Source organism: Streptomyces sp. DH12 (assembly GCF_020873895.1).
Classification (GTDB): domain Bacteria; phylum Actinomycetota; class Actinomycetes; order Streptomycetales; family Streptomycetaceae; genus Streptomyces.
This window is the reverse complement of the sequence record NZ_JAHWGT010000006.1, coordinates 37,600-57,675: the sequence shown is the minus strand read 5'-3', so window position 1 is coordinate 57,675 and position 20,076 is coordinate 37,600. Positions and strand designations below refer to the sequence as shown.

At 74.7% G+C, this 20,076-nt stretch carries 17 protein-coding genes; 11 read left to right on the top strand and 6 right to left on the bottom strand.

What is annotated here, in order from left to right; all coding sequences use genetic code 11:
- Positions 1 to 54 precede the first annotated feature (54 nt).
- The 4 genes from LPA54_RS07105 to LPA54_RS07090 form a co-directional block, all read right to left on the bottom strand.
- A complete protein-coding gene (locus LPA54_RS07105; RefSeq protein ID WP_228974900.1) occupies positions 55 to 1,257 on the bottom strand; it encodes an FAD-dependent oxidoreductase in 1,203 nt (400 codons plus the stop codon).
- A gap of 89 nt (positions 1,258 to 1,346) precedes the next feature.
- Positions 1,347 to 2,402 carry a 3-oxoacyl-ACP synthase III family protein gene (locus LPA54_RS07100; protein ID WP_228974898.1) on the bottom strand — a complete coding sequence of 352 codons (1,056 nt, stop codon included), beginning with the start codon at positions 2,400 to 2,402 and terminating at the stop codon, positions 1,347 to 1,349.
- The gene (locus LPA54_RS07095; RefSeq protein WP_228974896.1) at positions 2,399 to 3,073 is read right to left on the bottom strand and encodes an SRPBCC family protein; all 675 of its coding nucleotides are present in this window, start codon (positions 3,071 to 3,073) and stop codon (positions 2,399 to 2,401) included. The genes LPA54_RS07100 and LPA54_RS07095 overlap by 4 nt, the downstream gene beginning before the upstream one ends.
- Positions 3,070 to 4,869: a thiamine pyrophosphate-binding protein gene (locus LPA54_RS07090; RefSeq protein ID WP_228974895.1), complete on the bottom strand. Its 1,800-nt coding sequence runs from the start codon at positions 4,867 to 4,869 to the stop codon at positions 3,070 to 3,072. Before LPA54_RS07090 ends, LPA54_RS07095 begins: the two co-directional genes overlap by 4 nt.
- 260 nt (positions 4,870 to 5,129) lie before the next feature.
- On the opposite strand from LPA54_RS07090, the gene LPA54_RS07085 reads away from it, so the two are divergent.
- The 11 genes from LPA54_RS07085 to LPA54_RS07035 all read left to right on the top strand — a co-directional run bounded on the left by LPA54_RS07085 (position 5,130) and on the right by LPA54_RS07035 (position 17,750).
- Positions 5,130 to 5,381 carry an acyl carrier protein gene (locus tag LPA54_RS07085; protein WP_228974893.1) on the top strand — a complete coding sequence of 84 codons (252 nt, stop codon included), beginning with the start codon at positions 5,130 to 5,132 and terminating at the stop codon, positions 5,379 to 5,381.
- Positions 5,378 to 6,277 carry a cyclopropane-fatty-acyl-phospholipid synthase family protein gene (locus tag LPA54_RS07080; RefSeq protein WP_228974891.1) on the top strand — a complete coding sequence of 300 codons (900 nt, stop codon included), beginning with the start codon at positions 5,378 to 5,380 and terminating at the stop codon, positions 6,275 to 6,277. The genes LPA54_RS07085 and LPA54_RS07080 overlap by 4 nt, the downstream gene beginning before the upstream one ends.
- Positions 6,277 to 7,602: an FAD-binding oxidoreductase gene (locus LPA54_RS07075; protein ID WP_228974888.1), complete on the top strand. Its 1,326-nt coding sequence runs from the start codon at positions 6,277 to 6,279 to the stop codon at positions 7,600 to 7,602. Before LPA54_RS07080 ends, LPA54_RS07075 begins: the two co-directional genes overlap by 1 nt.
- Entirely contained in the window at positions 7,599 to 8,618 is a 1,020-nt protein-coding gene (locus LPA54_RS07070) for an SDR family oxidoreductase (RefSeq protein ID WP_228974886.1), read from the top strand. The genes LPA54_RS07075 and LPA54_RS07070 overlap by 4 nt, the downstream gene beginning before the upstream one ends.
- Positions 8,619 to 8,638: 20 nt before the next feature.
- Positions 8,639 to 9,553 (top strand): SDR family NAD(P)-dependent oxidoreductase, encoded by a 915-nt coding sequence (locus LPA54_RS07065; RefSeq protein ID WP_228974885.1) that lies wholly within the window; start codon positions 8,639 to 8,641, stop codon positions 9,551 to 9,553.
- Between the two features lie 83 nt (positions 9,554 to 9,636).
- Positions 9,637 to 11,106, top strand: coding sequence for an MFS transporter (locus LPA54_RS07060; RefSeq protein ID WP_228974883.1), 1,470 nt, complete (start codon positions 9,637 to 9,639; stop codon positions 11,104 to 11,106).
- Positions 11,107 to 11,178: 72 nt separating this feature from the next.
- Complete coding sequence (locus LPA54_RS07055) at positions 11,179 to 12,189, top strand: acyl-CoA desaturase (RefSeq protein WP_228974882.1); 1,011 nt, start codon at positions 11,179 to 11,181, stop codon at positions 12,187 to 12,189.
- Positions 12,186 to 13,838, top strand: coding sequence for an AMP-binding protein (locus LPA54_RS07050; RefSeq protein ID WP_228974880.1), 1,653 nt, complete (start codon positions 12,186 to 12,188; stop codon positions 13,836 to 13,838). Before LPA54_RS07055 ends, LPA54_RS07050 begins: the two co-directional genes overlap by 4 nt.
- 78 nt (positions 13,839 to 13,916) lie before the next feature.
- Positions 13,917 to 15,014: a histidinol-phosphate transaminase gene (locus LPA54_RS07045; RefSeq protein ID WP_228974878.1), complete on the top strand. Its 1,098-nt coding sequence runs from the start codon at positions 13,917 to 13,919 to the stop codon at positions 15,012 to 15,014.
- A gap of 179 nt (positions 15,015 to 15,193) precedes the next feature.
- The gene (locus tag LPA54_RS07040; RefSeq protein WP_228974876.1) at positions 15,194 to 17,044 is read left to right on the top strand and encodes an acyl-CoA dehydrogenase; all 1,851 of its coding nucleotides are present in this window, start codon (positions 15,194 to 15,196) and stop codon (positions 17,042 to 17,044) included.
- Between the two features lie 64 nt (positions 17,045 to 17,108).
- Positions 17,109 to 17,750, top strand: a complete 642-nt coding sequence (locus LPA54_RS07035) for a hemerythrin domain-containing protein (RefSeq protein WP_228974874.1) — start codon at positions 17,109 to 17,111, stop codon at positions 17,748 to 17,750.
- Between the two features lie 183 nt (positions 17,751 to 17,933).
- Here the strand turns inward: LPA54_RS07035 and LPA54_RS07030 are convergent, their stop codons facing one another.
- Complete coding sequence (locus tag LPA54_RS07030) at positions 17,934 to 19,430, bottom strand: NAD(P)/FAD-dependent oxidoreductase (protein WP_228974872.1); 1,497 nt, start codon at positions 19,428 to 19,430, stop codon at positions 17,934 to 17,936.
- Positions 19,431 to 19,585: 155 nt separating this feature from the next.
- The gene (locus LPA54_RS07025; RefSeq protein ID WP_228974870.1) at positions 19,586 to 19,972 is read right to left on the bottom strand and encodes a hypothetical protein; all 387 of its coding nucleotides are present in this window, start codon (positions 19,970 to 19,972) and stop codon (positions 19,586 to 19,588) included.
- Positions 19,973 to 20,076: the final 104 nt, after the last annotated feature.

Sequence of the window (20,076 nt, the reverse complement as noted above, 5' to 3'; positions counted from 1 at the left end):
CTGACTACTGGTGGTGTGCGTGGAAACGCCCGGGCGGCGCGTGCGCCGCCGCGGTTACCCGGGCACGTGGGTGTCACGCGGCCGGGGGTCTGGTGGGGTGACCGGCGGGCGCCAGTCGGCGACGCCGTCGAAGCCGCGCAGCAGCAGCCCGGGGACGACCTTCGCCATCGCGCGGATCGCGCCGTCGCGCAGGGCGAGCGCGGTCGGGGAGCGGAGCGCCATGATCCGGGAGGCGCGTTCGGCGCGGCGGATGAGGGCGGTGGTGCGGGGCCCGCGCTCCGCGTCGTACCGGGCGAGCGCGGCCGTCACGTCGGCGTCGGGCGCCGCGTGGTGGGCGAGGACGACGCTGTCCTCGATCGCCATGTTGGCGCCCTGCCCGAGGGTGGGCACCATGGCGTGCGCGGCGTCGCCGAGGAGGACGGCGCGGCCGCGCCGGTAGCGCTCCAGCGGCTGCGCCATGTGGAACACGTCGTGGCGCAGCACGTCCTCCTCCCCGACGGAGTCGAGCAGGGCGGGTACGGGGTGGTGCCAGTGCCCGAACCGGCGGCGCAGCTCGGCCTTCTCCCCATCCGGTGAGCGGCCCCCGCGCTCGGTGACGGCGCAGGCGTAGATGAAGACGCTCTCCGGGTCGCGGACGAGGCTCCCCCACACCTGTCCGCCGCCCCAGGTCTCGTGCGGGACGAACCGCTGCGGGGTGGGCGCGAGGATCCGCCACACGGTCCAGCCGCCGTACGCGGGCCCGGGGTGGTGGGGGAAGAGGACGCGGCGGCTCGCGGAGTTGACACCGTCGGCGCAGACGACGAGGTCCGCCTCGTACACCTCCCCCGCCGTCGACACCTTCGCCGGGCGTCCGGGGGCGCCCGCGTCGACGAGGAACGCCGCCTCACCGGTGCGGACGGTGCCCTCGGGGAGCCGGTCGACGACGAGGTCGACGAGGTCGCTGCGGCGCAGCACGACCAGCGGCCCGCCGAACCGGTGGACGACCGACGCGCTGGTCGTCCTGGCCAGGGGCCGGCCGCGGGGGTCCCGCAGCAGGCCGTCCCCGTCCCAGGCGGCGAGCCGGCTGACCTCCTCGTCGAGGGAGAGGGCGGCCAGCGCGCGCTGGGCGTTGGGGGCCAGGGTGAGCGCCGCGCCGACCGGGGCGAGGCCGGCGGCGCGCTCCAGCACCGTCACCCGCCAGCCGCGCCGGTGCAGCGCCAGCGCCGCCGTGAGACCGCCGATTCCCGCGCCGATGACGACTGCTCGTGGAGGGGACATGAACTCTCCTTGGGGGTGTCCGGTCAGGTGAGTCGCGGTGCCGCTCGCGGAGGGGGGGTGCCCCGCCGACCGGGTCGGCGGGGTGCCCCCTACGTCCGGGCGCCCCCGGACCGCCAGTGCACCGCCGCGGCGCCCGCGAAGTCCCCCGCGTGGGCGAAGCCGGCCAGCATCAGCAGGCTGTCGTCCTCGATCCTTCCCTCGCGTACGCCGTGGTCCAGTGTGATGGGCACGGCGGCGCCGAAGAGGTTGCCGAACCGGTCGAAGGTGTCCGGGTGTCGTTCGGGGCCGATGGACAGGCGCCGGCGCCACTGCTCCAGGAACATCCGGTTCGGCTGGTTGGTGATGAGGGCGTCCAGGTCGTCGGTCTTCAGGCCGAGTTCCTCGCACAGGCCGAGGACGACGTCGGGCACGAGGCGGTTGCCCCGTTCGACGATGTCCTTGACGCGGCCGGGGGTGAACCCGACGTGCATCTGGCTGGTGCCCGGCTCCCAGTACTTGCGGCCGTCGTCGAGGGTCAGGCCGCAGTCCCGGGTGTACTCGCCGTGGTTCGCGACCTTCACACCGAGGACGGGCGACTCGGAGGACGCCGCGACGAACGCGGCGCCGCAGCCGTCGCCGGGGATGACCGCCTCGGCGAGCTTGCGCACCTCGGTCTGGGTCATCACCGTGCCGGCGCTGTTCTGCACGTTGAGCAGGAGCGCCGAGCGGGCCTGGCCGGTGCCGATGAGGGCGCGGGCCAGGCGCAGCAGGTGGACGAAGGAGGCGCAGCCGCCGTTGTGCGCGTCGAGCACCCAGTCGGCGCGGATGCCGAGGCGGTGGGCGACCTCCGCGCCGGGCCCGGTGAAGGGGACCTCCGGCAGCAGGGTGTTGGTGATGACCACGTCGACGCCGCGCAGCGCGTCCCGGCCGACGCGGTCGGCGAGGGTGTGCGCGGCCTTCTCCATCATGTCGGTGGGCGTCTCGTCCCGGTCCACCTGGTGGCGGAAGCTCGGCGCCTTGAACATGGTGTGGCCGGCGAGGGCCGCGTCCTGCTCCTGGTAGCGGAGGAAGTACTCCGTGCCGACCGGTTCGCCCGGCAGGTAGGAGGCGACCTCCAGAAGGCTCACGTCCCGCAGGCCGGCCTCCCGCGCGGTGGCGCCCCTCATGCGGGGGCGCCGCTTCCGTGCCGGTGCTCCAGGATCTTCTTCAGGTTGTCGATCTCCGCCTGGTGGCCGGCGTAGAACAGCGGCCACATGTCACCGACCCACGGGCGGTCGGGGGTGGTGGCGAGCTCCGGGTGCGGGTTCTCGTCGTAGTACGGGTGGCGGCAGTTGGTCCAGATGACCACGGAGCCCGGCTTGTTCAGGACGATCTCCGCCGGGACGATCCGGTGGAGGTAGTTCATCCACAGCTCCTCGCCCTGGTCCCAGGCGCAGCGCATGTCGACGGTGAGGGCGTTCGGGTCGCCGTCGATCCGCATGAAGATCTTGGTGTTGTCGTCGAGGAGGACGTCGCGGCCCTGGTAGACGCCGGGGACGTCGGTGGGGGCGAAGTCGCGGGTGCTGTAGGTGTACTCGTTGAGGTTGCGGACGTCGGTGAGGTAGTCGTAGACCGCCTGCGGGGGCGCGTCTATGTACTGGTGGACGGTGACGAACCGCCCGTACACCTCGTCGTAGGTGAAGCTGTCCTTCGTCATCTGCGCGGCGACGGCCATGGCCTCCTCGCGGGGCGTGGTCTCCCAGCGGAGCAGGCCGGGGACGTCCCTGACGCCGGCCGGGATCGGCTCGGGGGCGACGTAGCCGGGCAGCGGGGTCGGGTTGGTGACGGAGGTGGTCATCCTGGTACGGCTCCTTCTCGGACGGGCCGTCCGCGGCCGGTGAGCAGCACGTGCTGCGTGAAGGGCCGGAACGGTGGCATTTCGGTGGGGTCGACGTCCACGCAGACCAGCGCGGGCGAGGTGGTGGCGTGGGCGCGGTCCAGGGCCGCTCCCAGCTCGCCGGCGGTGCGGACGGTGGTGGCGGCCAGGCCGGGGAAGAGCGCGGCGGCGCCGTCGCCGATCCGGGCCGGCCGGAAGAGGTTGTAGGAGTAGTCCCCGGAGAAGAACAGCTGCTCCCGGGTGGCGCACATGGCGTGCGCGTTGTTGTTCAGCACGACGAAGGTGACGGGCAGGTCGTGTTCGACCGCGGTGTGCACCTCCATGCCGTGCATGAAGAACGCCCCGTCGCCGGCGATGACGCAGGTGCGCCGGCCGGTGGCGAAGGCCGCGCCGATCCCCGCGCCGAAGCTGTGGCCCATGCCGCCCATGCCGAGGGCGGCGACGAAGCGGCCGCCGGGGGGCACGTCGACGTGGTGGATCGCGGCGGCGCCGGTGTTGCCCGCGTCGGCCACCACGGTGGCGCCCTCGGGGAGGTGGGCGGCGACGGTCAGGGCGGCCGTGCGCAGGTCGAGCGGGGTCGCCGGGTCGGGCGCGGCCGTACGCGGGTCGGGCGCGGCCGTACGCGGGTCGGGCGCGGCCGGGCGCCGGGCGGGCGCGGAGGCGGCTGGGGCGACGGCCGGGCGGGCGGGGCGGGGCGCGGGCGGCCCCCCGGTGAGGGGGCCCGCGGCGGTGACCTCCCGCTCCAGCAGCTCCAGTTCGGCGGCGACCGGCCCGGTGAGGCGCACCAGCTCCTCGTGGGCGCCGAGGAACGGCTCGCGCGGGTCGACGCAGACCACCGGCACGCCCTTGAGGTGCTCGTGCAGCCCGGCGCCGGCCATCTGCGGCAGCCGCGTGCCGGCGAGCAGCACGGCGGACGCCCGCTCCAGCGCCTCCTGCGTCTCGGCGGTGCCGATCGCGCCGGCGACACCGAGGTGGCCCGGGGCGCGCGGGTCGGCGACGTCCTTCGCGTCGGGGACGACGGCCACCGCCGCGCCCAGCGCCGCGGTGAGCCGCGCCAGCTGGGCGCGGGCGTCGGCGCGGGCGACGGCCTCGCCCGCGATGACGGCGACGCCGCCGCGGCGGGCCGCCGCGCGCAGCAACCCGGCGGCGCGGGTCCGCTCGGCCGCGTCGGACAGCGGCAGGACGGCCGGGGCGGCGGCGGGCGGGTCCCACGGCGGGATGACGGCCTGCTGCACGTCCTTGGGGAGGAGCAGCACCGCGGGGCCGGGCGCGGCCGGGTCGGTCGCCGCGGCGAGGGCGCGCGGCACTTCCCGGACGACCGCCTCGGGGTCGTCGACGCGGACGCAGTACACGGCCAGCTCGGCGAAGAGCCGGGCCGCGTCGATGGAGCCGGCGAGCCCGCTGGTCTCCTGGAAGGAGCCGCGGCCGTCGAGCGCGGCCGGCGGCTGCCCGATCAGGACGAGCGCCGGCACGTAGGAGGCGCGCAGCTCGGCGATGCCGGGGACGAGGTTCATCGCGCCGGCGCCGGAGGTGGCGGCGATCACCGGGACGCGCTGCGAGGCGCGGTGGTAGCCGTCCGCCATGGCGGCGGCGGAGAACTCGTGCTTGGCCACCACCCCGAGCGGGCCGGCCTGCGCGTGGTGCAGTGCGTCGTAGAGGTCCTCGATGTTGGCGCCGCCGACTCCGAATACATGGCGGACTCCCTGCCGTTGCAGGAAATCCACGACGAAATCGACCACGCGGGGTGAATTTCTCATGTGGCCGCCCCCTTCAGACCGTGGTGCGGCCATTACAGGCAGCGCCGCCGAGGGGCGACAAGTGACGGGTATCTGCCGGTCGACAGGGGCGGCACCGGCAGCTTTCGACCAGGCCCCGCGAGCGCGCCCCGGCACTGACCTGCCAGGGCGGACGGGGCCCGTATGGCAGGGATCTGCCATGCCCGACTGCCATGTATCCGGCCACGTGGCGCCGATACGTTTCCCGGCACATCGACGTACGAACGAATGGGGAACCCACCGTGATCACCGTCGCCACCGTCTGCTCCCTCATAGAGAAGAAGCTCGGCAGCAAGGCCGCGGGCCTGACGCTCGACGAGAACACGGCGTTCGACTCGGTCGGCCTGTCCAGCCTCCAGATCGCCGACATCGTCTACACGATCGAGGACGACGCGGAGATCGAGCTCGACCCGAGCGAGGCGGCCAACGTCAAGACCGTCGGCGACCTGGTCAAGCTGGTGGAGGCCACCAAGTCGGCCGGTGCGGCGGCATGACCGCCGCGACCGCCGCCTACCGGGGTGCCACGGCGGAGGCGATCCGCCACCACTACGACGTCTCCAACGACTTCTACGCCCTGTGGCTCGACGACTCCCTCACCTACACCTGCGCCCTGTGGGACGACTCCACCACCGGCCTCGCCGGGGTGCCGGAGACACTGGAGAGCGCGCAGGCCCGCAAGCTGGACTACCTCATCGAGGGGGCCAGGGCGGCCGGCGCCCGCCGGGTGCTGGACGTGGGGTGCGGCTGGGGCAGCCTGCTGAAGCGGCTCACCGGGATCTACGGCGTCGAGCACGCCGTGGGGCTCACCCTCAGCGACAGCCAGGCCGAACTGGTCCGCGCGGCGGCCCCGCCCGGCGCGGAGGTCCGCGTGGAGAACTGGCGCGACCACCGGCCCGAGCAGGGGTACGACGCGATCGTCTCCATCGGCGCGTTCGAGCACTTCGCCACCACGGGCCTGTCCCGCGCCGAGCGGATCGCGGCCTACCGGGAGTTCTTCGAGCGGTGCCACGCGTGGCTGCCGCCGCGCGGCCGGATCGCCCTCCAGACCAACGTCAAGGGCAACAACACCGTGATGGACAAGGCCACGGTGCGGGAGCTGATGTTCATCATCGACACCATCTTCCCGGAGTCCGAGATCCCGGCCCTGTCCGAGGTGGTCGAGTCGTCCGAGAAGCTCTTCGACGTCGTCTCGCTGCGCAACGACCCGGACCACTACGCCCGTACGTGCGCGGAGTGGCTGCGCCGGCTGCGGGAGAACCGCGCCGCAGCCGTACGGGTGGCGGGCGAGCGGAACGTCGCCAACTACGAGAAGTACCTGGGGGCGAGCGTCCGGCACTTCGAGAACCGGCACCTGGGGCTGTCGAGGATCATCCTCGAAAAGGGGCGGTAGTGGGTACACGCAAACACGTCGTCTACTGGCACGAGACCGAGGCCGTCACCCCCGAGCCGCCGCTGCGCGACGCGGTCGACTGCGACGTCGCCGTCGTCGGCGGCGGGTACACCGGGCTGTGGGCCGCCCACTTCCTGAAGGAGGCGGAGCCCGCGCTCGACATCCGCGTCGTCGAGGCCGAGTACTCGGGGTACGGGGCGTCGGGCCGCGCCGACGGGTTCGTCACGCCGACCATCGGCAAGGACATCCAGGCGCTGGTCCGGGAGTTCGGCACCCGCCGCGCCCTGGAGGCGTCGCAGGCGGTCGGCCGCTCCATCCTGGAGATCGGCCGGTTCCTGCGCCGCAACGGGATCGACGCGCAGTACGAGGCGAACGACTACCTGATGGTCGCCACCGACGCCGCCCAGCTGCGCCGGCTGCGTGAGGACCGGGAGCTGGCCACGGCCATCGCCGGCCGCGAGCAGCCCGAGCTCCTCTCCGCGGCCGCGGCCCAGGAGGTCATCGGCTCCCCGGCGGTGCTCGGCGCGATGCGCGTCGGCGGCGCGCTGGTCAACCCGTTCAAGCTGGCCAGGGGCGTGGCGCGGGTCGTCAAGGAGCGCGGCGTCACCGTCTACGAGAACACGCCCGTGCTGCGGGTGGTGCCCGGGGTGCGGCCCACGGTGCTCACGCCCGGCGGGCGGATCACCGCCGACAAGGTGATCATCGCGGCCAACGCGCACCAGTTCACGTTCGCGCCGTTCCGCAACAAGACCGTGCCGATCTGGAGCTACGCGCTGGTGAGCGAACCGCTCACCGACGAGCAGCTCGGCCGGGTCGCCTGGGCCGGCCGCGAGGGCATGGTGGAGGCGAAGACGTTCCTGACCTGCGCGCGCTTCACCGCCGACAACCGGCTGATGTTCGCCGGCGGGCCCGCCCTGTACTTCCTGGGCCGCGACACGCGCCGCCGCCGCATGAACGACCCGCGCGCCTACCGGGCCCTGGAGCGGGAGTTCCGCCGGTTCTTCCCCCAGTGGGGCGACGTGCGGTTCACCTACGCCTACGGCGGCACGGTCGACGTCACCCGGGACTACGCCCCGCACTTCGGGCAGCTGCCCGGCGGCAACGTCTTCTACGGCTACGGCTTCAACGGCAACGGCATCGCCGCCACGCACACCGGCGGCAAGGTCCTGCGCGACCTGGTCCTCGGCAAGGACACCGAGTACGCGCGCCTGCTCTACGTCGACGACGGCCGCCGCGGGCAGCGCGACTTCCCGCCCGAGCCGCTGCTGTACGCGGGCGCCCGGGCCACCACACGGCTCATGGAGTGGAAGGAGTCCCGGCCATGACCGGACAGCGCCGCACCGTGCTGCTCACGGGGGCCTCGGGCGTCGTGGGGCAGGCCGTCCTGCGGGAGGCGCCCGGCCGGCCCGTACGGATCGTCTCGATGGTCCGCCCCGGCGGCACCGCCCTGCCCGAGGGCACCGAGGAGGTCCTCGGCGCCGACCTGGCGCAGCCCCGCTTCGGGCTCGACGAGGACAGCTACGCCGCCCTCGCCCGCGACGTCGACACGGTCATCCACTCGGCGGGGCTCACCGAGTGGGGGCTGCCCGACGAGCGGTACAAGCCGGTCAACGTCGACGGCACGCGCCGCGTCATCGACTTCGCGCGGCGCGCCGGCGCGTCCGTCCACTTCATGAGCACCGCCTTCGTGGCCGCGCTCTTCACGGGCGCCCCGCACCGGCTGAGCGACACGAACGTCACGACGAACTACGTCCGCTCCAAGCTGCGCTCCGAGCAGCTGCTGCGCGACAGCGGCGTCAGGCACACCGTGTTCCGGCCCACCAACCTGATCGGCGACTCCGTCACCGGCTGGACCTCGCGCGGCCAGATCGTGCAGCTGATGTCGGACTGGATCTGCCGCGGCCGGGCGCCGTTCGTGCCCGTGCACCGCGGCAACCGGATCGACATCGTGCCGCAGGACCTCCTCGCCAAGGCGGTGCTGCGGGCCGTCGAACTCGGCGACGACGAGGGGTCGTTCTGGGTGACGTACGGGGAGGAGGCCATGGACATGGAGCGGGCGGTCGAGGTGTGCGCCAAGCACGCGGCGACGCTCGGCCGGACCCTGAAGCCCGTCCCGGTGACCGACCCCGACGCGCTGGACCCGGAGGAGCTGCGGCGGCTGCCGCCGCTGGCCCGCTCCTACCTGTCGGTGCTGCGGGACGTCAGCGAGGTCACCCGGTGCAGCGGCGGCGTCCTGCCGACGTCGATGCCGGAGCTGCGCGAGCGGTACGGCGTCCCGCACGTCGAGGACACCGACGCCTACCTGCGGACGCTCGAGTACGCCTCCGCCCACCTCAGTTGAGACCGAAGGAGCACACGTACGTGAACGAGGAGTGGGAGCCGCCGCGGCTCGACGGGACCGTCGCCGTCGTCACCGGCGCCAGCCGCGGGGTGGGGCGGGGCATAGCCCTGGCCCTCGGCGCCGCGGGCGCCACCGTGTACGCCACCGGCCGCAGCACCCGCGGCGAGGGCCGCACGGAGGGGCTGCCCGGCACGGTCGACGACACGGCGGAGGAGGTCACCGCCCGCGGCGGCACCGGCGTCGCCGTGCGCTGCGACCACCGCTCGACCGAGGACAACCAGGCCCTCGCCGACCGGATCCGCGCCGACCACGGCGGCCTGGACGTACTGGTCAACAACGCCTGGGCCGGCTACGAGCGCTCCGCGGACGTCCGGTTCGACGCGCCGTACTGGGAGCAGCCGATGTGGCGGTACGAGCTGTGCGAGGGCTCGCTGCGCGCCCAGTACGACGTGACGCGGCTGCTGACGCCGCTGATGTTCGACCGGCCGGGCGGGCTGGTCGTCGGCATCGGCTACACGGACGGCGACACCTACCTCGGGCAGGCCGCCTACGACGTGTTCAAGTCGGCCAACGACCGCATGAGCCGGGCGTTCGCCGCGGACCTGCGCAAGAAGCGGGTCACCGCGCTCTCCCTGCACCCGGGTTTCGTCCGCACCGAGCGGGTCGAGGCGGCGTGGGAGGCGCTGGGCGACGGCCCCGCCGCGGTGGTGCACACCCCCGAGTACGTGGGCCGCGCCATCGCCCACCTGGCGGGCGACCCCGACGTGCGGGAGCGGGCCGGGCAGGTCCTCACCGTCGGCGACCTCGCCGCCGAGTACGGCTTCACCGACGTCGACGGCCGGCGGCTGCCCGCCTTCCGGCTGGAGGGGCGGATGAGCCTCGCCACCCGCATGGACCGGCTGAACCGGGTCGTGGCCCGGGCGACCGCCCCCTGACCCACGCGGCCCGGCCGGCCGCCCGCGGGCACCCCCGCACCCGCACCACCACCCCCAGGCAGCAACAGCGAACAGGAGAAGGCATGGGCAGGGGAACGGCCCCGTCCGCCGCCAAGGCCGCGCCGGGCGCGGCGGGCAAGTCCGCGGGCCTCGTGCTCGCGGTGACGTGCGGCGCACAGTTCATGGTCATCATCGACGACACGGTCGTCGCGATGGCGCTGCCGACGATCCGCACGGCACTCGACTTCGAACAGGCCTCGCTCGCCTGGGTCGTCGACGCGTACATGCTGCTGTTCGGCGGCTTCCTCGTGCTCGGCGGCCGGTGCGCGGACCTCTTCGGCCGCCGCCGGGTCTTCCTGGCCGGCCTCGCCGTCTTCACCGCGGCCTCGCTCGCCTGCGGCCTGGCGAACAGCTCCGAGATGCTCATCGTGGCGCGCGGCGCCCAGGGCTTCGGCGCGGCGCTGCTCAGCCCGGCGGCGCTGTCCATCCTCATCACCGCGTTCACCGAGGCCAAGGAGCGGCGCAAGGCCCTCGGGATCTGGGGCGGGCTCACCGGCATCTCCGGGGTGTCCGGCGTGCTGCTCGGCGGCGTCATCACCGACATCATCGACTGGCGGTGGGTGTTCTTCATCAACATCCCCGTGGGGCTCCTGCTGTTCGCGCTCGCCATGCGGCCCGCGCTCGCCGACCGCCAGGAACCGGTGAAGGGCACGTCCACGGACACCACCGGCGCGGTGCTCATCACCTCCGCGCTGCTGCTCCTGGTGTACACGGTCATCAGCACCAGCCACCGCCCGTGGGGCTCGGCGGCGACGATCGCCGGCTTCGTCGGCGCCGCCGCGCTGCTGGCCGGGTTCGTCGTACGGGAGCTGCGCGCCGAGCAGCCGCTGATCCGGCTCGGCATCTTCGCCAACCGGCAGATCGCGGCGGCCAACGTCATGATGCTGCTCGCCGCGTCGGGCCTGTACGGCATCTTCTTCTTCCTGACGCAGTACATGCAGCTCCTCCAGGGCTGGTCGCCGCTGCGGGCCGGCCTGTCGTGGGCGCCGTTCGGCGTGACGATGGCGGTGTTCTCGGGCATCGCGATCCAGCTGCTGCCCAGGCTCGGCAGCCGCGCGCTGTGCCTGCTGGGGCTGGGCACCGCCACCGTCGGGCTCGGCCTGCTGCTGGGCGCGCCCGTCAAGGCGTCGTACGCGTCCGACATCCTGCCCACGCTGCTGCTGTGCGCCGCCGGGTACGGGCTGGCGATGGTGCCGCTCGTGGTGGCCGCGGTGAGCGGGGTGGCGAAGGCGGACTCCGGGGCGGCCTCCGGGGTCCTGAACACCGGCCAGCAGATCGGCGGGGCCACCGGCCTCGCGGTGCTGGCCGCGCTCGCCGGCAGCCGGCTCGACGACGAGGTGGCGGCGGGCACGGCGATGCCCGACGCCCTGCTGGCGAGCTTCCACTCGGCGTTCCTCGTCGGCACCGTGCTCAGCGCCTGCGCCGCGCTGCTGGCGCTGGCCCTGCCCGCGCTGCGCACGGAGTTCGACCCCGAGACCACCTCGGGCGTCTGATCCGGCCCCGGCGGGGTCCGACCCCGCCGGGAGCCGAGCGCAACACACCTAGGAGTGAGGGGAAGAGGGGATATGGACGGCAGGGAGCATCGCTGGTACATGCTGATGGTCTCCGTGGTGCCGCTGCTCGCACTCGGCGTCGCCATGGTGCTGGCGTGGAACCGCGTCTTCGGCTGGACCGACGTGCTGGTCACGGCGATCATGTACGTGGTCTCGGGCATCGGCATCTCGACGGGCTACCACCGGCTGCTGACGCACCGCTCGTTCGAGACGTACAAGCCGATACGGGTGGGGCTCGCGGCGGCCGGAGTGATGGCGGGCCAGGGCCCGCCGATCATCTGGGCGGCCCACCACCGCAAGCACCACCGGGTCGCCGACAAGGAGGGCGACCCGCACAGCCCGCACCTGGGCTTCGAGCCCGGCTTCAAGGGCGCCCTCGCCGGGATGTGGCACGCCCACCTGGGCTGGCTGTTCAACGAGCGGCTCAGCTCGGACCCGATCCGCTACTGCCCCGACCTGGTCCGGGAGAAGCCGCTGCGCTGGCTCAGCGAGAACTTCCTCGCCGTCGTCGCCGCGGGCGTCGTCCTGCCGGGGCTGATCGCCTTCGCGGTGAGCGGGGGCTCCGTGCGGGCGCTGCTGACCGGCATCCTGTGGGGTGGCCTGGTCCGCATCTTCCTCATCAACCACATGACGTACGCGGTGAACTCGATCGGCCACTACTTCGGCCGGCGCCGCTTCTCCACCACGGACGAGTCGCGCAACGTCGCCTGGCTGGCCATCCCGTCGTTCGGCGAGGCCTGGCACAACAACCACCACGCCTTCCCCCGGTCCGCCCGGCACGGCATGAAGTGGTACGAGGTCGACATCTCCGCGATCTTCATCTGGAGCCTGGAGAAGACCCGCCTGGCCTGGAAGGTCATCCGCATCGACCCCGAGCGCATGACCATGCGCGAGGCCGGCGTCAGCCGGGTCGCCGGCAGCCGGCTCAGCCAGGAGGAGCTGCTGGTCAGCCAGCAGCGGATCGCCCCGATGGCCGAGCGGTCCCGCGACGGCGGCGACGTGTCCCTCGTGGACGTGGAGTGACCGCGGCGGCCGCCGGCGCGGGCCTGTGGGAGCTGCTGCTGCGCGACGACCCGCGCGGCACGCTCCACCACTGGGACGGGGACGGCTTCGGCCGGCTGCCGTGGCGGGAGGTCGTCGCCGACGCGCACTCCATGGCGGCGTCCCTGCGGGCCGCGGGGGTGCGGCCGGGCAGCCGGGTCGCCACGGTGCTGACCAACTCGGCGCACACGGTCCGCGGTCTGCTCGCGGTGTGGCTGGCGGGCGGCGCCGTCGCCTCCTTCCCGCTGCCGGCGCGCGGCCAGAACCCGGAGGAGTACGGGCAGCAGCTGAGCGTGCTCAGCGACCGCCTCGACCCGGCCGTGCTCCTCGTCGACGAGCGGCTGCGGGCCCTGGTCCCGGCGGGGCTCGCCACGCGCCTGCCGGTGCGCACCTGGACGTCGCTGTACGGCGGCGGGCGGATCGAGCCGGACCTGCCCGGCCCGGACGACACCGCGTTCATCCAGTACTCCTCCGGCAGCACCAGCCTGCCCAAGGGGTGCGAGCTGAGCGTGCGGGCCGTCGGCACCCATCTGCACATGCTGCGGGAGCTGTCGCACGGCCGCCCCGGCGAGGAGACCATCGCGTCCTGGCTGCCGCTCTCGCACGACATGGGCGTGTTCGGCACGATGCTGCACGCCTGGGCGTTCGACCACGACTTCGTGCTGTCGTCACCGGAGCGCTTCGGCATGGCGCCGCGCACCTGGTTCCGCGACATGGCGGAGTTCGGCGCGACGATGACGGCCGGCACGAACACCGCGCTGCACCTCGCGACGCGGGCGCAGGGCCGCACCCCGCTGCCGAAGCCGCTGCGGCTGAAGGTGTTCGTGGTGGGCGCCGAACGCGTCGACTGGGAGACGCTGGACGCCGCCGCGGAGACGTTCCGCCCCTCCGGGCTGGCGCCGGAGGCGTTCATGCCCGCGTACGGGATGGCGGAGGCGACGCTCGCCATCGCCAGTTCGCCGCTGGGCGTCCTCCCCTCGGCCCGCTCCTTCGACGGGGCGGCGCTCCTCGACGGCCGGGTCGTCGAGGTGCCCGACGGCGCCCCCGGCGCGACCAGGCTGGTGTCCAACGGCCCGCCGCTGCCCGGCGTGCGGGTGCGCACCTCCGTGCCGGACCGCGTCTCGGAGCTGCTGGTCGCCACGCCGAGCCTGGCGACCGGCTACCACGGGGACCCGCGGCGCACCGCCGACCGGTTCCGCGGCGGCGAACTGCGCACCGGCGACCTCGGCTTCGTCCACGGCGGCGAGGTGTTCTTCGTGGGCCGCGCCGACGACCTGATCTCGGTCGGCGGGCGGAACGTCTACACGGGGGAGATCGAGTCGGCGATCGAGGACCTCGGCCCGGTCCGCAAGGGCTGTTCGGCGCTGGTGGAAGTGCCCGGATCACCCGTCTCCCGGCTGGTCCTGCTCCTCGAACCGGCCCGCCGCAGCGACGACTTCCGCTCGATCGCCGACCGGGCCGCCGCGGTCGCCCGGGAGAAGTCGGGGATCGCCCTGTCGGAGTGCGTCTTCGTGGAGCGCGGCCACCTGCCGCGCACCCCCAGCGGCAAGATCCAGCGGTTCCGCTGCCGGAGCCTGCTCGGCCGGGACGACTCCCGGCTGAAGACCATCGCCCGCGTCCGGCTCGACTGATCCGGACGGACGGGCGGCCGGACGGGCCGGCCGGGCCGCCGCACACGGCCCGGCCGGCCCCCACAGAGAGGATCCACCATGCCCCAGGGCCCGGTACTGCCCCCGGGGTTCTTCGCCGACACCGAGATCCCGGACGGCGGGGACCACCTCCGGCTCCACCTCAACGAGAACCCCTACGGCCCGCCGCCCGGCACGGTCGACGCGGTGCGCGAGGAGTCCGAGCGCCACCTGAACCGCTACCCGGACGCCGACTGCCGCGAACTGCGCGAGAGGCTGGCCGCGCACTTCGGGGTGGGCGCCGACATGGTCGCCGTCGGCAACGGCACCGACGAGATCGTCCTCGTCACGTCGCTGACCTTCCTGCGCGAACCGGGCACGTCGGTGGTGACCACCGCGACCACCTTCCCCGGGTACGTGATGTCCGCCGCCTCCGTGGGCCGCACCCCGCTCACCGTGCCCCTCGACGGCACGCACCTGCCGGTGGGGGCGCTCGCGGAGCACCTGGAGGCGGGCGCCGACCTGGCCTTCGTCTGCAACCCGCTCAACCCGACGGGCGCGCTCCTGGACCGGGCCGAGGTGACCCGGCTGCTGGACGCCGCCGAGCGGGGCGGCGGCGTGGTCGTCTTCGACGAGGCGTACATCGACTTCGCCGGGCCCGACCACGAGTTCGCGCTCCGGGCGGTCCGCGAGGGCCGCCGGGCGCTGGTGACGCGGACGTTCTCCAAGGCGTGGGGGCTCGCCTCGGTGCGGATGGGCCTCGCCGTCGGGCCCGCCGAGCTGATCGCCCGGGTCTCGGCCACCGCCGGGGCGCTGCCGTTCAACGTCAACCGGCAGGCCCAGCGGGCCGTGCTGCGGGCCCTGGAGCACCCCGAGCACCTGGAGCGGGTGCGCGCCGGCAACGCCAGGGCGCGGGAGCTGCTCGGCAAGGAGCTGGACGCGCTGGGCCTGGCGCACACCCCGTCGGCGAGCAACTTCGTCATGGTGGACGTGCCGCCGCCCGGCGACAGCGCCGCCCTCGCGGCGCGGCTCGCGGCGGAGCACCGGGTCTTCGTCCGCGCGCTCGACGCCCTCGGCATGCCGGGGCGGCTGCGGATCTCCGTCGGCACGGAGGCCGAGGTGGGGCGCCTGGCCGCCGCGCTGAGGGCGGTCCTCGCCGCACCGGCCGCGACCGCCTGACCGGATCCGGCCGCGAGGCGCGGCGGCCCGGGCCGCGACGTACGGCGGCCCGGGCCGCCGGCGCGCCCCCGGCCGTCACGGGCACCCCGCCCGCGCCGTCCAACACACCGGTACGTCCGGCACATCCGGCACATCCGTCACACCCGGCACGTCCGGTACAGGGAGAGAGACCACCAGCCATGGGCCATTACCAGCCGAACCTGCGGGACGTGGAGTTCACCCTCTTCGAGGTGCTGGGCCGCGCGGACGTCTACGGCCGGGGCGCGTTCGCCGGCACCGACGCGGACACGGCCCGGTCCGTGCTGGCCGAGGTCGCGCGCCTCGCGACCGGCGAACTGGCCGACGCGTTCACCGACGGCGACCGCAACCCGCCCCGCTACGACCCGGCCACCCGCACCGTCACCCTGCCCGACTCCCTGAAGCGCGCGTACCGGGCGTGGACGGACGGCGGCTGGCACCTGCTGGACCTGCCCGCGTCCCTGGGCGGCGCCGAGGTACCGCCGTCCCTGCGGTGGGCCGTCGCCGAACTCGCCCTCGGCGCCAACCCGGCCGTCTACCTGTACCAGGGCCTCGCCGGCTTCGCGAAGATCCTCGACCGGCTCGGCACCCCGCCGCAGCGACGCCTGGCGCGCCTGATGGTGGAGCGCGGCTGGGGCGGGACCATGGTCCTCACCGAGCCGGAGGCCGGCAGCGACGTCGGCGCCTGCCGCACGCGCGCGGTGCCGCAGCCGGACGGGACGTGGCACGTCGAGGGCGTCAAGCGGTTCATCACCTCCGGCGAGCACGACCTCTCCGAGAACATCGTGCACTTCGTCCTCGCCCGCCCCGAGGGACACGGCCCGGGCACCAAGGGCCTGTCGCTGTTCCTCGTCCCGAAGTTCCTCGTCGAGGACGAGGAGAGCGGCCGGCTCGGCGCCCGCAACGGCGTCCACGCCACCGCCCTGGAGGACAAGATGGGGCTGAAGGCGTCGGCGACCTGCGAGCTGACCTTCGGCGCCGAGCGGCCCGCCGTGGGGTGGCTGCTCGGCGGGGCGCACGACGGGATCCGGCAGATGTTCCAGGTCATCGAGCAGGCCCGCATGATCGTCGGCACGAAGTCCGCCGCCACCCTGTCCACCGCCTACCTCAACGCCGCCGCCTACGCCCGCGGGCGCGTCCAGGGCGCCGACCTCGCCTCGGCCGCCGACCGCGGCGCCCCGCGCGTGCCCATCACCCGCCATCCGGACGTGCGCCGCGCGCTGCTGCTGCAGAAGGCGTACGCGGAGGGCCTGAGGGCCCTCGTGCTGTACGCGGCGACCGTCCAGGACCGGCTGGCCGCCGCCGAGGCGGCCGGCGGGACCGACCCGGAGGCGAAGGCGCTCAACGACCTGCTCCTGCCGGTGGTCAAGGGGTACTCCTCCGAACGCGCCTGCGAGCAGCTGTCCCACTGCCTCCAGGTGCTCGGCGGCGCCGGCTACACCCGGGACTTCCCGCTGGAGCAGTACGTCCGCGACGCGAAGATCGACACCCTCTACGAGGGCACCACCGCCATCCAGGGCCTCGACCTGTACTTCCGCAAGATCGCCCGGGACGGCGGGGCCGCCTTCGGGGCGCTGCTCGCGGAGGTGGAGAAGACGGCGCTCGACGCCCCGGCCGGCGACGGACTGGCCGAGACCCGCGCACTGCTGGCGCGCGCCCTGGAGGACGTGCGCGGCATCGCCGGGACGATGAGCGGGCGGCTGGCGGAGTCGTTCGAGGACCCGACCGCCCTGTACCAGGTGGGCCGCAACACCACCCGCCTGCTGATGGCCGTCGGGGACGTGCTGGTCGGCTGGCTGCTGCTGCGGCAGGCCGCCGTCGCCGGGGCGGCCCTCGCGCGGCTGCCCGAGGACGGTGTTGGCGCGATCCGGGCACGCCGGGCCTTCTGCGTGGGCAAGATGGCCACCGCCAGGTTCTTCGCCCAGGAGGTGCTCCCGCTGCTGACCGCCGAACTCTCCGTCGCGCAGCGGCTGGACACCGTCCTGATGTCCGTGCCGGAGGACGCCTGGTGAGGCGAGCCGCGCCCGCCGCGCGCCCCGCACCGCCGGGCCACCACCGAAACACCGAGGAGTACCCATGACCCAGTCGTTCGCCGGTCTCGCCCCCGCGCACCAGACCATGCTGCTCGCCCACCGCGCCATGGTGCGCGACCTGGGCCGGGTCGCGCGCTCCGCCGAGCGGCTCGCGCGGACCCCCGACCCGGAGCGGGCCGCCGCGCTGCGGGAGTACGTGGACAAGCTGTTCCAGCTGATCGACCACCACCACGAGGGCGAGGACGAGTTCCTGTGGCCGCGGCTGCGGCGGCTGGGCGCTGACGAGGAGGCCCTCACCCTGATGGCCACCGAGCACGAGGAGCTGTCGAAGCTGCTGCACGGCTGGCACGAGGTGAGCCGCCGGCTCGGTACGGACGCGGGCGCGGCGGCCGAGCTGGCGCGGCTGTCGGAGGGGGTGCGCGAGCACCTGTCGCGGCACGCCGGGGACGAGGAGCGGGAGCTGTCGGGGCGGCTGGCGCCGGTGCTCGGCAAGGAGGTGTGGAAGGGCTTCGCGACCCACATGCGCAAGACGGCGCCGGGGTGGACGCTGAAGTTCATGCCGGCGTGGCTGTCGTCGGTGGCCGGCCCCGGCGAGCGGGGCGGGGTGCCCGCGCCGCCGGTCGCGGCGCTGTTCAAGGGGTGGCTGGAGAAGCGGCAGCGGGCCGCGTTCGGCGAGGAGTACTGACGGCGGCGCCCCGCTCCCCGCTGCCCCGCCCGCTCCCCCGCCCCCGCTCCCGCTCCCGCTCCCGCCGCGCAGCGGGCCCGGACCGGCCCCTGCGGCAGGGCCGGTCCGGGCGGCGCGGCCGGGCGGGCGGCGCGGTCGGGCGGGCGGCGCGGTCGGGCGGGCGGCGCGGCCGGTCCGGTCCGGTCAGCCCAGGTCGCGCAGGGCGTCCTCCACGGCCCGGTGGAAGGTGGGGTAGGCGTACATCATGTGCCGCAGCCGCTCCACGGGCACCTCGGCGTGGACGGCCACCGCCAGGCCGTACAGGACCTCGCCGCCCGCCGGGCCCGCGGAGGTCGCGCCGACCAGCACCCCCCGCTCCTCGTCCACGACGAGCTTCACCAGGCCCTCGCCGCCCGCCCCGTGGATCCAGCCGCGGGTCGAGGACGACAGCCGGGCCAGTCCGGTGCGCACCCTGAGGCCCCGGTCGCGGGCGGCGCGCTCGGTGAGCCCGACCGAGCCGACCTCCGGGTCGGTGAAGGTGACGCGCGGCAGCGCCCGGTAGTCGGCCTCGGGGCCGGGTTCGCCGAGGAGGTCCCGGGCGGCGATCTCCCCCTGGTACATCGCCACGTGCGTGAAGGCGCCGCGCCCGGTGACGTCCCCGACGGCCCACACGCCCGGCGCGACCCGCATCCGCCCGTCGGGGTCCAGGGCCCGCGCCCGCGGGTCCAGGCCCGCGTGCTCCACGCCGAGGCCGGTCAGGTCGGCGCCGCGGCCGGTCGCCACGAGGAGGTGGCGCGCGGCCAGCTCCCCTCCGCCGTCCAGGGCGAGGTGGAAGGTGTCCGCCTCGTGGCGCACGCCGACGGCCCGCGCGCCCGTGCGCACGTCGATCCCCTCGGCGCGGAACACCTCCGCGAGGAGCTCCCCGGCCTCCGGCTCGTCGGAGGGCAGCAGGCGGTCGGCCGCCTCGACGACGGTCACGTCCGTGCCGAACCGGGCGTACGCCTGGGCCAGCTCCGCGCCGATGGGCCCGCCACCGAGCACCAGCAGGGACGCGGGGGCCTCCTTGGCGGAGACGGCGTCGCGGTTGGTCCAGTACGGCACCCCGTCCAGGCCCGGCACGGGCGGGACGCGCGGCCGGCTGCCGGTGGCGAGGACCACGCCGCGCCGGGCGGTGAACACCCGACCGTCGACCTCGACGCGGCCGGCGCCGGTGAGGCGTCCGCGGCCGCGGACGAAGCGCCCGCCCTTGCCCGTGAACCGGTCGACGGCGGCCCGGTCGTCCCAGTCGTCGGTCGCCTCGTCGCGGACGCGCGCGGCGACGGGCGCGAAGTCCGCGGTGACCTCGGCGCGGCCGGCCCTGCCGGGTACCCGCCGCGCCTCGGCGAGGAGGTTCCCCGCGCGGACCATCATCTTGCTGGGGACGCACGCCCAGTACGGGCACTCGCCGCCGACCAGCTCGGCCTCCACGCCGACGACGTCGAGTCCGGCCTCCGCCAGGCGCCCGGCGACGTGCTCGCCGCCCACGCCGAGGCCGACCACGACGACGTCGACCTCACCGCCGTCACCACCCGTGCCGGCACCGGTGCCGGTGTCGCTGCCGGCACCGGTGCCGGTGTCACCGCCGGCACCGGTGCCGGTGTCACCGCCGGCACCGGTGCCGGTTTCGGTGTCGCTGCCGGTGTGCCGCTCCGGACCTGCCATGGGGGACCTCCCGCGTCGGCTCGGGCCGGGGCGCCCCGGCCGGTCGTCGTACCACGTGTACCCCGCGCCCGGGCCGCGCGCCGCCGGAACGGCGGCACCCGGGGGCACGGGGGCGGGGGCCGGAGGGCGGGGGCCGGAGGGCGGCGGCCGGGCCGTCAGGTGCTCATGAACCAGGTGCCGGCGCCGACGACCACGAGACCCGCGACGACGATCTGGACGGTCGCGCCCGTGGACAGCTTGTTGTCGGGGGACTTCGGGTCCCGCTTCACGGCCTCCGCGAGCCGGGTCAGCTCCCCGCGGCGCCCGAGGACGCCGAGCGCGAGCGCCAGCATGGCCACGGAGTACAGGAAGAGGACCTCGCCGAGCGGCATCTCCTTGCCGTAGTACGTGGCGACCCCGAAGAGCGCCATGCCCGCGATCATGTAGTACACGGCGCGGCGCAGCTTCCCGGTCATCCAGGAGCCCCAGGTGACGGCGAAGACCGCCGTGCACACGGCGGCGGCGAGCCACAGGGCGAGGACGGGGATCTCGGAGAAATTCACAGTGCTCCTCGTGTCACCGCCGGACGGCGGTGTGGCCGCCGCCCACCCCCCGGGCGGCGGGGCGGGCGGCGGCCACGTCATTCCTTCGGCGGCATGCTACGGGT

Coding starts and splice junctions, on each gene's coding strand:
- LPA54_RS07055 (WP_228974882.1), top strand. CDS start 11,179: ATGGACGGCAGGGAGCATCGCTGGTACATGCTGATGGTCTCCGTGGTG.
- LPA54_RS07100 (WP_228974898.1), bottom strand. CDS start 2,402: ATGAGGGGCGCCACCGCGCGGGAGGCCGGCCTGCGGGACGTGAGCCTT.
- LPA54_RS07080 (WP_228974891.1), top strand. CDS start 5,378: ATGACCGCCGCGACCGCCGCCTACCGGGGTGCCACGGCGGAGGCGATC.
- LPA54_RS07090 (WP_228974895.1), bottom strand. CDS start 4,869: ATGAGAAATTCACCCCGCGTGGTCGATTTCGTCGTGGATTTCCTGCAA.
- LPA54_RS07070 (WP_228974886.1), top strand. CDS start 7,599: ATGACCGGACAGCGCCGCACCGTGCTGCTCACGGGGGCCTCGGGCGTC.
- LPA54_RS07045 (WP_228974878.1), top strand. CDS start 13,917: ATGCCCCAGGGCCCGGTACTGCCCCCGGGGTTCTTCGCCGACACCGAG.
- LPA54_RS07030 (WP_228974872.1), bottom strand. CDS start 19,430: ATGGCAGGTCCGGAGCGGCACACCGGCAGCGACACCGAAACCGGCACC.
- LPA54_RS07035 (WP_228974874.1), top strand. CDS start 17,109: ATGACCCAGTCGTTCGCCGGTCTCGCCCCCGCGCACCAGACCATGCTG.
- LPA54_RS07040 (WP_228974876.1), top strand. CDS start 15,194: ATGGGCCATTACCAGCCGAACCTGCGGGACGTGGAGTTCACCCTCTTC.
- LPA54_RS07095 (WP_228974896.1), bottom strand. CDS start 3,073: ATGACCACCTCCGTCACCAACCCGACCCCGCTGCCCGGCTACGTCGCC.
- LPA54_RS07060 (WP_228974883.1), top strand. CDS start 9,637: ATGGGCAGGGGAACGGCCCCGTCCGCCGCCAAGGCCGCGCCGGGCGCG.
- LPA54_RS07105 (WP_228974900.1), bottom strand. CDS start 1,257: ATGTCCCCTCCACGAGCAGTCGTCATCGGCGCGGGAATCGGCGGTCTC.